Origin of the sequence: Blastococcus saxobsidens (assembly GCF_010682065.1) — a bacterium.
Classification (GTDB): Bacteria; Actinomycetota; Actinomycetes; order Mycobacteriales; family Geodermatophilaceae; genus Blastococcus; species Blastococcus saxobsidens_B.
In genome coordinates, this window is the sequence record NZ_JAAGWG010000042.1 from 1 (window position 1) to 12597 (window position 12597).

Genomic DNA, 12597 nt, shown 5'->3' on the forward strand with positions numbered 1-12597 from the left:
TGAACCGGCCCCACCTGGGCATCGGCGGACGCTCACCCATCGACCGCGTCAACAACGCAGCGGGTCAGTACAGCTAGTGTCGCCTCCTCGGGAAAGGGGGCTGCCCCACCTCTATCTGAGGGCACTCAGCGTGCCGCAGCGCCGGCTGCCCCGTGCGTGTCTGGCGACGTCGGTGCGGGCTCTTGTTCGGGATGTCATGGCAGGCGGGCTCGGTTGAACTCCTGCTGCAGGCGTGGCCTGCGGCGATGGGTCAGGCGGAGCTCGGCGATGAGCCGGTCGACGTGGTCGATGTGTTCCTGGTCGCCGGTGCCGGCGGCGAGGGTGCGCATTCCGGCCAGGCGTCGGGCGGCGTCGCGGTAGTGCCGGGCGTCGGCGTGGGTGAGGTCGCGCTCGACGATCCGGGCGTGCACCGGGAGTGTGGCCGGTGGGTCGATGGCCTCGTATGCGGTGGCCAGCGTTCCCCAGGTGTGGGTGTCGTCGGGGTCTAGGTCGAGGTCGTGGGCGAGCTGCCAGGCGCGCCGCGGGTCGCGCAAGGTGCCCAGCGCGAAGCAGACGGCGTTCTGCGGTTGCTGCGCGAGCCGGTTGATGACGTGCTCGTCGATGTCGGCCCAGGCCCGGCCGGCGGCGGTGGCGGCGTCGTGCAGTCGGGCTGCGGTGGAGTCGGTCGGCCATCGGTCGAACACCGAGCGACGGGCGGCGAGGATGTCGTCCGCGTCGTACCGGGGCTGCTGGTCGAGCAGGGACACCCACAGGTCGGCGCACTCCTGAGCCTGGTGGAAGGGGTCAATCTCGGCGCCCTGCCGGGCCCAGTCGGTGGCGAGGTCGACCCGGTCGATCTCGACGAGGGCGACAGCGGTGTCGTGGAACCAGCGGGCGATGCTCCGGTCGCGGGCGTGGGTGCGGATGACGGCGTCGGCGTCGCGGTCGAGGACGGCGAGCCGTTGCTCATTCCAGCTCAGCACCCAGTGCTCGTGCCGATGGTTCGACGCGAAGCGGTCGACCGGCGGGTCCCCGACCCGCTCCTGGATCTCGCCCAGGCGGTGGCGGTAGGCGGTGATGCCATCGGCCCCGAGGGCCGGGGCGTAGGCAACCGGGTCGAGCTCGAAGTAGTCGACGTCGCCGTCGAACTGGAACGCGATCATCCAGTCCACCAGCCGGCCCGGCGGAGCCGACGCGGCGGCCGCTGTCCTCGGGTGCAGGGCGAGCAGCCGGCGGCATGCGTCACCGATGATCCCGCTGGAGTCGTCGGCTCGTGCGATCACCTTGATGGCGCTGGTCAGCGCCTTGTGGGTCACCGCGTGCACCTCGACCGGTTCTTCCGTCGGCATGGCTTGCTCGAGCAGGTCAACTGCTTCGTGCATCACCATGCCGTGCTGGTTCGCCGAACCCCATCGGTGCAGGTCGGCACGAGTTCGGATCAGCGGCAGCACCGCGGCGGCGAGAGGTCCCACCTGCTCATCGTCCCGGGCTCGTGGGAACTCGCCAACCCCGCCGGCTGGGCACGGCCGGCGCCTGGAGCGCATCAAGGAAGGGAGGCTGCCGGGGAGCTGCGTCGGCGCCATCGCACACCACCTTGGTGGACGCTGCTCTCCTACGCGAGGCGCGCTGAGAGAAGCTGCGGCGCACTGGCACGGGTGGGCCGGAAGGCCGTCAGCGGGGCCGGTAGACGTCGCGGCGGTGGTCGATGCGGACGACGACGACCTCCCGCCTGTCCTCGCGCACCCGGTACAGAATTCGGTAGGTCCCTCGCCGTGCCGACCAGATGCCCACCAGTTCGCCGCGCAACGGCTTCCCGATCCGGCGTGGACTCACGATGAGCGCGGTGGTGAGAAAGTCGACCACCGCTGCGGCCACCGATTCGGGCAGTTGGTCGGTCAGCGCTCGGCGCGCGGGCGGGGTGACGACGAGTTCGTAGGGTCCCTCGTCAGTCACGCTGCAGCCGGCGGACGGCTTCGACGCCGCGAAGGACGTCACCGCGGTCGTAGGCGGCGTCGGCCTCACGGATGTCGGCCAGCGCTTCGGGGTCGCCGAGGACCGCGATCGTCTCCTCGAGCTGGGCCAGGTCTTCCGGACTGATGACAACGGCGGCGTCGTGGCCGTTACGGGTGATGATCACCCGCTCGTGATGGCGCTGTACCCGGTCGACGACATCGGATAGGTGGTCGCGGACCGATCGAAGCGGCTCGGCGGTCGTCATGGCCACAATTGTGGCCTTCTGATCGGTGTATGTCCATGTCCGACAGGGTCAGCTCGGCCCTGTGCGGCTAACACGCTCGTCACCGGCGTGGGTGAGGAACAGGGGTGAGGGCAGGCCAGCCGTGCGCGTGGTGATCACGGGAGTGCCCCCGGTCCGGTTGACTCCTCGCCTGTGACGCTACGGCCTCGGCCTTGCTGGGAACGCGCCCCGGCAGCTCGGTCGTGGGCGGGATGTCAGGTGAACGAGCGGTGTGCGCTCATCTCCCAGCCCTCACGCGTGCCGCCGTCAGTCAAGCGATCAGGCATCCTCGCTGGTCAGCCTCTTGGCACGGCTTGGCTGCACCCTCGTTGGTTCTCCCGGCATCTTCGGGTAGTCCGGCGGATAGGGCAGGTCGCCCAGTCCGGCGTCGGCCTCCTGCTTCTCGGCCAGCTCCAGCAGCGGCGAGATGTCGTAGGCGTGGTCGGCCAGCCCGGCGTGCTTGTCGCCCACCTCGCGGAAGCGGGCGGGCATGGTGAGGACGTCGAAGTCGAACGGTGAGACGTCGGGCAGCTCGTCCCAGTCGACCGGCGCGGACACCGGCGCGTGCGGCTTGGGCCGGATGGAGTACGCCGAGGCGATCGTGCGGTCCCGGGCCATCTGGTTGTAGTCGATGAAGATCTTCTCGCCGCGCTCCTCCTTCCACCACGACATGGTCACGCGGTCGGGGAGCCGGCGCTCCAGCTCCCGGCCGAAGGCGATGACCGCCCGGCGCACCTCGGTGAAGGTCCAGCGCGGGTGGATGGGCACGTAGATGTGCACCCCGCGGCCGCCGGAGGTCTTCGGCCAGCCCTGCATGCCGAACTCGGCGAGCAGCTCCCGGACGTGCGGCGCGACCCACACGGCGTCGGAGAAGTCGGTGCCCGGCTGCGGGTCGAGGTCGATGCGGATCTGGTTCGGCGACTCGACGTCGGCCTTGTCCACCGGCCATGGGTGGAAGGTCAGCGTGCCCAGGTTGGCGCACCAGGCGACGACGGCGACCGAGTCCGGCGCGATCTCGTCCGCGGTCCGCCCGCTGGGGAAGGTGATGTGCGCCGTCGGCACCCACTCGGGGGCGTTCTTGGGCACCCGCTTCTGGTAGAACGCGTCGCCGGTGTTGTCCACCCGGGTGGAGAGCCGGGCGCCCTCGAACACCCCGCCGGGCCAGCGCTCCAGCGTCGTCGGCCGGTCCTTCAGCGCGAAGAGGATCCCCTCGCCCACGGCGAGGAAGTACTCGACGACGTCGATCTTCCGGACGCCGCGCTCGCCGAAGTACGGCTTCTCCGGGTTGGAGACGCGCACCTCGTGCCCGTCGACGTCGAGGACGACGGCGTCCTTGCTGCTGGCCATGGCTCTAGTTCCTACCGCAGCAGGGGCCGCCGCGAGCGATCGTCACGCGGGGCAGGTGAGGCCGTCCTGCGGGACGACGAGGTCGAGCAGGTAGGCGTTGACCGACGCGGTCACGCAGTCGGTCTTCGGGTAGGCGGTGTGTCCCTGCCCCTGCCAGGTGAGCAGCACGGCGTTCTCGAGGTCCTCGGCCAGGTCGACCGCGCCCGGCAGCGGGGTCACCGGGTCGCCGACGTTGCCGATGACCAGGATCGGTGCGCTGCCCGCCGCGTCCCGCTCGGGGAGGGGGGTGCGCTCGGCCTCCCACACCGAGCAGGTGTAGAGCCCGGCGGCCGCGCCGGCACCGAAGAGCGGGTACTCCTGACTCCACTGGGCGACCAGCTCGCGCACCCGCGTCTCCTCCACCGTCTCCTCGGTGTCGGCGCAGTTGATCGCGATGTTGGCGTCCAGCAGGTTGGAGTAGGTGTCGGCGTCCAGCCGGCCGGTCAGCTCGTCGGCCAGCGAGAACAGCGCCGTCGAGTCACCGTCGCGGGCCGCGCGCAGGCCCTGCGCGAGCTGCGGCCACGACCCGGTGTCGTAGAGCGCGGCCTGCACGGCAGTCAGCACCACGCCCGGCGTCGCCTGGCGGGTCTCGCCCTCCGCGCTGCTGGGGATCGGGGCCTGCGCGGCCTGGGTCAGCAGCTCCTCCAGGAAGCGGCGCGGGTCGTCACCCAGTGGGCAACCGGCGATCAGGCCGGTGCAGTTGGCAGCGAAGGCGTCGAAGCCGGCCTCGAAGCCGGCGGCGTTGGCCTCGGCGTCGGCGATCACGTCCCGGTCGGGGTCCACGGCGGCGTCGAGCACCATGGCGCGCACCCGGTCGGGGAACAGCTCGGCGTAGGTGGAGCCCAGCGTGGTGCCGTAGGAGTAGCCGAGGTAGTTCAGCTGCTCGTCGCCCAGTGCCTCGCGCAGCTGGTCCATGTCCCGCGCGGTGTCGACGGTGTTGAAGGTGCCCAGCGAGTCGGGGTACTCCTCGGCGCAGCCCTCCGCGATCTCGGTGGAGAGCGCGAACACCTCGTCGAGCTGCTCGGCGGTGGTCGGCCGCGGCTCGGCGGCGACCAGCTCGTCCTTGAGGTCGGCGGGGATGCACTCGACGGGCGTGGACAGGCCGACGCCGCGGGGGTCGAACCCGACGATGTCGAAGCGCCGCAGCACGTCCTCCGGCAGCGTCAGCGCCAGGCCGAGGGCGGCGTCGGCGCCCGACCCGCCCGGGCCGCCGGGGTTCACCACGAGCGAGCCGATCCGGTCGGTCTGCCCGGCGGGCACGGCCCGGAAGAGGAACAGCGGCAGGGTGGCGCCGCCGGGCTCGTCGTAGCTGATCGGCACCTCGGTGGTGCCGCACTCGAAGAAGATGTCGCGCTCGCTGCCGGGCTGCCCCTCGATCAGCGGCTGGATGCGGGAGTCGCAGTCGCTCCACTCGATGGGCGCCACCGCCGCCTCGGTGGGCGCCGCGGTCGTCGCCGAGGACTCCTCCGAGCTCTCGCCGAAGGAGGTGCAGCCGGCCAGGGCCAGGGGCAGGGCGAGCAGGCCGGAGGCGACGGCCGGGAGGCCACGGAGCAGACGCATGATCACGAGCCTAGGAGCCCGGGGCGACAGGTGCAGGCACGAGTTCCCGAACGGGCGACCTCCGCGGCCCCGTCGTCACGCCGGGTCAGCCGTCGAGCACCTCGGCCAGGTCGTAGCGAACGGGCACGTCGAGCTGGTCGTACGTGCAGCTGCGGGCGTCCCGGTCCGGGCGCCAGCGGAGGAACTGCCCGGTGTGACGAAGCCGACGTCCCTCGAGCTGGTCGTACTTGATCTCGACGACCAGCTCGGGGCGCAGCGGCACCCAGGAGAGGTCCTTCTTCGCGTTCCACCGGCTCACCGCACCGGGCATCCGCTGCTCCCCGTCGGCCTGCACCTGGGCGTTGGCCCAGTCCTGCCACGGGTGCCCGTCGAGCGCCTCGGCCCGGTAGGGCGCCAGCTCCTCCACCAGCTCCGCCCGGCGCTTCATCGGGAACGACGCCGCGACGCCGATGTGCTGGAGCTCGCCGTCGGAGTAGAGCCCCAGGAGCAGGGAGCCGACGATCGGTCCGCTCTTGTGCCAGCGGAACCCGGCGACCACGCAGTCCGCCGTCCGGACGTGCTTGACCTTGGTCATCAGCCGCTGGTCGGGGCCGTAGGGCAGGTCGGCGGACTTGGCGACGACGCCGTCCAGACCCGCGCCCTCGAAGGTGTCGAACCAGCGCTGCGCCGTCGCCGCGTCGCGGGTGACGCTGGTCAGGTGCACCGGCGGTCGGGCGCCGGACAGGGCCTCCTCCAGGCGGGCCCGGCGCTGCGCGAACGGGGTCTCCAGCAGCGACTCGTCGCCGAGCGCCAGCAGGTCGAAGGCGACGAAGGAGGCCGGCGTCTGCTCGGCCAGCAGCCGGACGCGGGACTCGGCGGGGTGGATCCGCTGCAGCAGCGCCTCGAAGTGCAGGCGATCACCGGCCGGCACGACGATCTCGCCGTCCACGACGCAGCGCTCGGGCAGGTGCGCCTTGACCGCCTCCACCACCTCGGGGAAGTAGCGGGTGAGCGGGCGCTCGTTGCGGCTGCCCAGCTCCACCTCGTCGCCGTCGCGGAAGACGATGCAGCGGAAGCCGTCCCACTTGGGCTCGTAGAACCACTCGTCGCCGGTGGGGATCTTCGTCGCCGGCTTGGCCAGCATCGGCTTCACCGGCGGCTGAACGGGCAGGTCCATGCGGGCAGTCAACCAGCCGCGACCGTGGCAGGGTGCCGGTATGGCCACCATCCACCGCACCACGCTGACGCCCACCAAGCTCGAGCTCCTGGCCGGGTGGCTCCCGCGGCAATCCTGGTACCGGACCGGGGACACGGCGCCGCGGCTGGCCCGGGCCGGCGGGTTCCGGCTCGACGACCCCGCCGGCGAGGTCGGCATCGAGCTCATGCTCGTCACCGACGACGCGGCGGGCGAGGGCACCGCCTACTTCGTCCCGGTGACCTACCGAGGTGCCCCTCTCGAGGCGGCGGCGGAGGGTCTGATCGGCACCCTCGAGCACGGAGTGCTGGGCACCCGCTGGGTCTACGACGCCGAGCGCGACCCGCTCGCGATGGCGCAGCTGCTCGCATTCGTCGCGGGCGCGGTCGAGGCCCAGCACCAGTCGCAGAGCGACACCCTCGACCCCTCGGTCGGCCGGATCTGGAACGGCGGCGACGGCGGCACCGTCGAGCTCGTCCGGGTGCCGGAGCCCGGCGCGGTCGTCGCGGGAGCCCGGGGCACCGTGGAGGTGGACTGGACGCGTCCCGACGGGAGCACCGATCGCGGCGTGGTCGCCGTCGTCCGGTAGCTAGCGGGCTGCCCGGACGTCGTACCGGGTGAACAGCATTCCGTCCTCCTCGAGCACCTGGCGCAGCGTCAGCCGCGCCGGGTCGCCCAGGGCGCCGTCGAGCAGCCGCGCCTCGCCGCCGACCAGGGCCGGCGAGACCGAGAGGTCCAGCTCGTCGACGACGCCGGCGTCCAGCGCCGTCCGCAGCAGCTGAGGGCCGCCCTCGCAGGTGACCTGCTGCAGGCCGCGCTCGGCCAGCGCGTCGAGGGCGGCGGGCAGGTCGACGTCGTCGTCGCCGCACACCAGCACCTCGGCGCCGGCGGCGGACAGCGACGCCCGGCGGTCGGCGTCGGCCGCGCCGCAGGTGACCACGATCGTGGGGGAGACGGCGTCGGTGACGAGCCCCGCGGCCGGGTCGAGGGAGGCGCGCCGGGTGACGACGGCGATCGGCGCGGTCGCCGGCCGGCCGAGCGACTCCCGCAGGCGGGCGACGGCGGAGCCGGGCAGCACGGGCCGGTAGCCTTCCGCCGCCGCGGTGCCGGAGCCGACCAGGACGACGTCGGAGAGCGCGCGCAGCACCCGGAACACCCGGCGGTCACCGGGGGAGCCGAGCCCCTCGCTCACCCCGCCGACGGTGATGGCGCCGTCGAGCGAGGCGATGAAGTCCATCCGCAGCCACCGGCCGGGCGGGCAGCGGTAGGCCTCGGCCAGCCCCCTGTCGTCGAGGGGGCCACCGTCGAGGTCGCCCGGCCCGGGGAACAGGCGGCGCACGTCAGAGCGTGCTGACGACGGCCGCGCTCTGCGCCGGCAGGGTCACCGTCTCGCCGTCCAGCACGGGCAGCTCGCCGGTCGCGAAGAGGACCTCCCCGGCCGTCCGGTCGAGGTCGATCTCCCGGGGCTGGTCGGCCAGGTTCACCACGACGCGCAGCGTGCCCCGGTGCACGACCAGCCAGCGATCGGCGTCGTCCCACGCCACCTGCACGGCGGCCAGGTCGGGGTCGACCAGGTCCGGGTGGGCGCGGCGCAGCGCCAGCAGCGACCGGTGGACGGCGAGCAGCCGGTCGTGCGGCTCCCGGTCGAGCTCCGACCAGTCGAGCTTGGACCGGGTGAACGTCTCGGGGTCCTGCGGGTCGGGGACGACGTCGGCTTCCCAGCCGTGCTCGGCGAACTCCCCGATGCGGCCCTCCGCCGTCGCCCTGCCCAGCTCCGGCTCCGGGTGGCTGGTGAAGAACTGCCACGGCGTGCCGGCGCCCCACTCCTCGCCCATGAAGAGCATCGGGGTGAACGGGCTGGTCAGCGTGATGGTCGCGCCGACGGCGAGCAGGCCTGGGGAGAGGGAGGCCGAGATCCGGTCGCCGGTGGCGCGGTTGCCGATCTGGTCGTGGTCCTGCAGGTAGCCGAGGAACTTCCAGCCGGGAAGGGCGGCGGTGTCGACCGGCCGGCCGTGGTGCCGACGGCGGAAGCTGGACCAGGCGCCGTCGTGGAAGTAGGCGCCGGTCAGCACCTTCGCCAGGCCGCCGAGCCCGCCGGCGGCGAAGTCGGCGTAGTAGCCCTGCCCCTCGCCGGTCAGCACCGAGTGCAGCGAGTGGTGGAAGTCGTCGCTCCACTGGGCGGCCAGGCCCAGGCCGCCGGCCACCCGGGGCGTGACCATGCGCGGGTCGTTGAGGTCGCTCTCGGCGATCAGGGTCAGCGGGCGGCCGACGGCGACCGAGAGCTTGTCGACCTCCTGGGCCATCTCCTCCAGCACGTGCGTGGCGCGCTCGTCGACCAGCGCGTGGACGGCGTCCAGCCGCAGCCCGTCGACGTGCATGTCCCGCAGCCACATGAGCGCGTTGTCGATGATGTAACGGCGCACCTCGTCGGAGTCCGGGCCGCTCAGGTTGATCGAGTCGCCCCAGGTGTTGGCGCCGCCCTCTGCGAAGATGGGGAAGTACATCGGCAGGTAGTTGCCCGAGGGCCCCAGGTGGTTGTAGACGACGTCCTGGAGAACGCCGAGGCCCTGCTGGTGGCAGGCGTCGACGAACCGCTGGTAGGCCTCCGGGCCGCCGTAGGTCTCCTGGACGGCGTACCAGAGCACGCCGTCGTAACCCCAGTTGTGCGTGCCGTTGAAGGCGTTGACCGGCAGCAGCTCGACGAAGTCCACCCCGAGCCGGACCAGGTGCCCGAGCCGGCCGATCGCCGCGTCGAAGGTGCCCTCGGGCGTGAACGTGCCGACGTGCATCTCGTAGACCACGCCCCCGGCCAGCGGCCGGCCCGTCCAGGCGCCGTCACCCCACTCGAAGGCCGAGGGCTCGTACCGGCGGGACAGGCCGTGCACGCCGTCGGGCTGGCGGCGCGAGCGCGGGTCCGGCCGGGGGGTGTCGTCGTCGTCCAGCAGGAACCCGTAGTCCGCGTCCGGCCGCGCCTCGACCTCTGTGCGCCACCAACCGTCGTCGCCCCGGCGCATGTCGTGGACGGTGCCGTCGACCTGCACTCGCACGCGTTCGGGCAGTGGCGCCCAGACGGCGAACTCGACGGGAGCGGGCATGCGGGGGCCTCCGGGAGAGGGGGACGGCGGGGGGCGGAGGAGTTCTGCCCGCGTCCTGCCTGCTCAACCCTCGGACCGCGGATCGGTGACGCCTCCGCGTGCCGCAGTCGGAACCGGCGGCGGAGGGCTTGCGGACCGCTATCGTCCGTTGCCACCGGTACCGATCGGTACCCGATTCCCCGGAGGTCGCCCGTGGGCACGGTCCGCACGCTGGTCTTCCCCGTCCTGCGGCTCCTGGTGTGGTCGGTCATCGCCGTGGCCCTCGTGGTGCTGGCGTTCGGGGGCAGCGACGCCGCCGGGCCCTCCGCCGGCGGACCCGGTGCGCCGATGCTCGACCTGTCCTCGCCGCCCGTGCCGGTGGCCCGGGGGACCGTGGCCAACACGGTGACCGTCCAGGGCACCGTGGTGGCCGACAGCGCGGTGCCGGTCAAGGCGACGGCCGCCGGCACGGTGCGCCGGGTGCTCGTGCAGAAGGGCGCGACGGTCACGGCCGGGCAGACGGTCGTGGAGGTCCGCTTCGAGGAGGAGCAGCAGCCGGCCACCGGGACCGATCCGGAGGGGAACCCGACGGCCACGCCCCGGCCGCCGAAGGTGCGCACGGTGGCCGTCCCCACCCCGAGCGCCGGCGTCGTCACCTCGCTGGACGTCCTGGTCGACCAGGTGGTGTCGGTCGGCGACACGATCGGCCAGGTCTCGCCCGGCACCCTGTCGGTCTCCGCACCGCTCACCCAGGCCGAGCAGTTCCGGCTGCTCGCGCCGCCGACCACCGCCGAGGTCACCGTCCAGGGCGGCCCCGCGCCGTTCACCTGCACCGGCCTCGCGCTCGGTGCCGAGCCGGTCGCCGCCGGTCCCGACGCCGGGATGGGCGGGCCGATGGGACCCCCGGCCGGCGGGGGCACCACCGCCCGGTGCGCGGTGCCGCCGGGCACCGCCGTGTTCTCCGGCATGGCGGCGACGGTGGCCGTCTCGGCCGGCACCGCCGAGGACGTCCTGGTCGTCCCGGTCACCGCCGTCCAGGGCTCGGTGCAGCAGGGCAACGTCTGGGTCGTCGGGGACGACGGCGCCGAGGAGCAGCGGAGCGTCGCGCTGGGGCTCACCGACGGCGAGCAGGTCGAGATCCGGGAGGGGCTGGACGAGGGGGAGCAGGTGCTGCAGTTCGTGCCCGTGCCCGACGACACCGTCGAGGACTACTCGACGGGCGGGCCGTACGGATGACCCTGCTGTCGCTCAGCGGTGTCAGCCGCCAGGTCGACCTGCCCGACGGCAGCGTCCTGCCGATCCTGACCGGCGTCGACCTCGCCATCGCCCCGGGTGAGCACGTCTCGATCGTCGGCCGGTCCGGCTCGGGGAAGTCGACGCTGCTCAACATCCTCGGCCTGCTCGACACCCCGACCGCAGGGGAGTACCTGCTCGACGGCGAGCCGACCGACCAGCTGCGCTCCCGGCGCCGGTCACGACTGCGCGGCGAGGTCTTCGGCTTCGTCTTCCAGCAGTTCAACCTGCTGCCGCGGCGTACCGCCGTGGAGAACGTGGCCGCGCCGCTGCTCTACGCGCGCGGCCGGGACTTCCTGCGCCGGCGGCGGACAGCCGCGGAGATGCTGGACCGCGTCGGCCTGGGGGACCGCGCCGACCAGGTGCCCGAGCGGCTCTCCGGCGGCGAGCAGCAGCGGGTCGCGATCGCCCGGGCGCTGGTGCGTGCCCCGCGGGTGGTGCTGGCCGACGAACCGACCGGGGCACTCGACGTGGAGACCGGTGCCCAGGTGATGGCGCTGCTCGCGCAGGCGACGGCCGAGAACGGCGCCGCCCTGGTGACGATCACCCACGACCTCTCCGTCGCCGCGCTGGCCGGCCGGCGGTTCCGGCTGGAGGCCGGCCGGCTGTCCCCGCTGGTCGAGCAGGGCGCGCTGGGGGCCGCGACGTCCGACCGGGGCACCGCATGACCGGGGTGCTGGGCGCGCTGAGCGAGGCGTGGGACGAGGTCCGGGTCCACAAGAGCCGGGTCGTCCTCTCGCTGGTCGGCGTCTTCCTCGCCGTCTTCGCCATGACCACCGTGACCGCGCTCGGTCAGCTGGTCGCCCAGGTGCAGCAGGAGAGCGCCGAGCGCGGCGCCGGCCGCCCCGCCACGATCCAGGTCAGCGCCTTCGACCCGATGACCGGCATGCCTCCGGACGCCGAGCAGTGGGACGCCGCCGTCGCCGAGCTGACCGAGCGCTACGGGATCACCACCGCGGCCGACGTCTCCTACGGCGAGGGGCTGTACCGGATGCCCGGCGGGACGCAGCGGGTGCAGACGATGCGGGTGTCGCCGTCCTACGGTGAGCTGCACCGCAAGGAGCCGGTCCAGGGCCGCTGGTTCCGGGAGGGTGACCGGACGTCGCTCAGCCCGGCGCTCGTGGTCAACGAGACCTTCCTCGAGGCGCTCGGCGTCCCGGACCTCTCCTCGCGGCCCACCGTGGTGCTCGGCGGCCCGACGCCGGTGCGGGCCACGATCGTCGGCGTCGTCCGCGAGGGCTACGGGTCCGACCTCATCGCCTACCGCGTGGACCGCTCCGGCGGGCCCTGGGACGACGCCGGCACGGTGGACCCGATGCAGGCGATGTACGGCGGCCCCAGCACGCTGGAGCTCTGGGTGCAGCCGGACCAGGCCGACCAGGTCATGGAGACCGTGTCCCACGACCTCGGCCTGGCGCTGGGCGGTGCGCAGGTGGACGCCTACCGGCAGGACGCCTCCGGCATGGAGGAGACCCTCGCCATGCTGCGGCTGGCCATCCGCGGCGCCGGGATCGTGGTGCTGGTGCTCGGTGGGCTGGGCGTGCTCAACATCGGGCTGGTCACCGTGCGGCAGCGCATCCGGGAGATCGGCGTGCGGCGCAGCTTCGGGGCCACCTCGGGCCGCATCTTCTCGGCGGTGATGCTGGAGAGCGTCTGCGCCACGGCGCTGGCCGGCGTGGCCGCCGTGGGGGCGTCGATCGTGCTGGTGCGCAACCTCCCGCTGGAGCGGCTGCTGAACGACGGCATCCCGCTGGCCGACACCCCCGGCTTCCCGGTGGCCGCCGCGGTGGAGGGACTCATCGCGGCGACCGCGGTGGGCGCCCTGGCCGGGCTGCTGCCCGCGATCATCGCCGTCCGCGCCAAGGTCATCGACGCGATCCGGTTCTGACCCGCGG

The 12597-nt window shown here is 73.2% G+C and carries 12 protein-coding genes; 4 read left to right on the top strand and 8 right to left on the bottom strand.

The window, feature by feature from the left end; all coding sequences use genetic code 11:
• Positions 1-194: 194 nt before the first annotated feature.
• From GCU60_RS18690 to GCU60_RS18715, 6 genes are all read right to left on the bottom strand, one after another.
• Complete coding sequence (locus GCU60_RS18690) at positions 195-1451, bottom strand: DUF6880 family protein (protein WP_163207997.1); 1257 nt, start codon at positions 1449-1451, stop codon at positions 195-197.
• Between the two features lie 199 nt (positions 1452-1650).
• Positions 1651-1932, bottom strand: a complete 282-nt coding sequence (locus GCU60_RS18695; RefSeq protein ID WP_163207999.1) for a type II toxin-antitoxin system RelE/ParE family toxin — start codon at positions 1930-1932, stop codon at positions 1651-1653.
• A complete protein-coding gene (locus tag GCU60_RS18700; RefSeq protein WP_163208001.1) occupies positions 1925-2197 on the bottom strand; it encodes a type II toxin-antitoxin system Phd/YefM family antitoxin in 273 nt (90 codons plus the stop codon). The genes GCU60_RS18695 and GCU60_RS18700 overlap by 8 nt, the downstream gene beginning before the upstream one ends.
• Before the next feature lie 297 nt (positions 2198-2494).
• A complete protein-coding gene (locus tag GCU60_RS18705; RefSeq protein ID WP_163208003.1) occupies positions 2495-3562 on the bottom strand; it encodes a DNA polymerase domain-containing protein in 1068 nt (355 codons plus the stop codon).
• A 42-nt stretch (positions 3563-3604) separates the two neighbouring features.
• Complete coding sequence (locus tag GCU60_RS18710; protein WP_163208005.1) at positions 3605-5161, bottom strand: alpha/beta hydrolase; 1557 nt, start codon at positions 5159-5161, stop codon at positions 3605-3607.
• 85 nt (positions 5162-5246) lie between these two features.
• Complete coding sequence (locus GCU60_RS18715) at positions 5247-6317, bottom strand: ATP-dependent DNA ligase (protein WP_163208007.1); 1071 nt, start codon at positions 6315-6317, stop codon at positions 5247-5249.
• Positions 6318-6357: 40 nt separating this feature from the next.
• Here GCU60_RS18715 and GCU60_RS18720 point away from each other — a divergent pair, with 40 nt between their 5' ends.
• Positions 6358-6924 carry a maltokinase N-terminal cap-like domain-containing protein gene (locus GCU60_RS18720; protein WP_163208009.1) on the top strand — a complete coding sequence of 189 codons (567 nt, stop codon included), beginning with the start codon at positions 6358-6360 and terminating at the stop codon, positions 6922-6924.
• On the opposite strand, the gene GCU60_RS18725 is transcribed toward GCU60_RS18720, so the two are convergent.
• Both GCU60_RS18725 and treZ read right to left on the bottom strand, forming a co-directional pair.
• Positions 6925-7674, bottom strand: coding sequence for a dihydrofolate reductase family protein (locus GCU60_RS18725; protein ID WP_163208012.1), 750 nt, complete (start codon positions 7672-7674; stop codon positions 6925-6927).
• 1 nt (position 7675) lies between these two features.
• Positions 7676-9430, bottom strand: coding sequence for a malto-oligosyltrehalose trehalohydrolase (gene treZ, locus GCU60_RS18730; RefSeq protein WP_163208014.1), 1755 nt, complete (start codon positions 9428-9430; stop codon positions 7676-7678).
• A 192-nt stretch (positions 9431-9622) separates the two neighbouring features.
• Here treZ and GCU60_RS18735 point away from each other — a divergent pair, with 192 nt between their 5' ends.
• Genes GCU60_RS18735 through GCU60_RS18745 form a run of 3 tightly spaced genes read left to right on the top strand, consistent with a single transcriptional unit; the run spans position 9623 to position 12590 of the window.
• A complete protein-coding gene (locus tag GCU60_RS18735) occupies positions 9623-10645 on the top strand; it encodes an efflux RND transporter periplasmic adaptor subunit (protein WP_163208016.1) in 1023 nt (340 codons plus the stop codon).
• Positions 10642-11370, top strand: a complete 729-nt coding sequence (locus tag GCU60_RS18740; protein ID WP_163208018.1) for an ABC transporter ATP-binding protein — start codon at positions 10642-10644, stop codon at positions 11368-11370. Before GCU60_RS18735 ends, GCU60_RS18740 begins: the two co-directional genes overlap by 4 nt.
• Positions 11367-12590: an ABC transporter permease gene (locus GCU60_RS18745; protein WP_163208020.1), complete on the top strand. Its 1224-nt coding sequence runs from the start codon at positions 11367-11369 to the stop codon at positions 12588-12590. The genes GCU60_RS18740 and GCU60_RS18745 overlap by 4 nt, the downstream gene beginning before the upstream one ends.
• The last annotated feature ends 7 nt before the right edge of the window (positions 12591-12597 follow it).

What these genes read in the sequence shown, in the direction of transcription:
- GCU60_RS18700 (WP_163208001.1), bottom strand. Translation starts at nt 2,197, where the DNA reads ATGACGACCGCCGAGCCGCTTCGATCGGTCCGCGACCACCTATCCGAT.
- GCU60_RS18705 (WP_163208003.1), bottom strand. Translation starts at nt 3,562, where the DNA reads ATGGCCAGCAGCAAGGACGCCGTCGTCCTCGACGTCGACGGGCACGAG.
- GCU60_RS18745 (WP_163208020.1), top strand. Translation starts at nt 11,367, where the DNA reads ATGACCGGGGTGCTGGGCGCGCTGAGCGAGGCGTGGGACGAGGTCCGG.
- treZ (WP_163208014.1), bottom strand. Translation starts at nt 9,430, where the DNA reads ATGCCCGCTCCCGTCGAGTTCGCCGTCTGGGCGCCACTGCCCGAACGC.
- GCU60_RS18710 (WP_163208005.1), bottom strand. Translation starts at nt 5,161, where the DNA reads ATGCGTCTGCTCCGTGGCCTCCCGGCCGTCGCCTCCGGCCTGCTCGCC.
- GCU60_RS18740 (WP_163208018.1), top strand. Translation starts at nt 10,642, where the DNA reads ATGACCCTGCTGTCGCTCAGCGGTGTCAGCCGCCAGGTCGACCTGCCC.
- GCU60_RS18715 (WP_163208007.1), bottom strand. Translation starts at nt 6,317, where the DNA reads ATGGACCTGCCCGTTCAGCCGCCGGTGAAGCCGATGCTGGCCAAGCCG.
- GCU60_RS18720 (WP_163208009.1), top strand. Translation starts at nt 6,358, where the DNA reads ATGGCCACCATCCACCGCACCACGCTGACGCCCACCAAGCTCGAGCTC.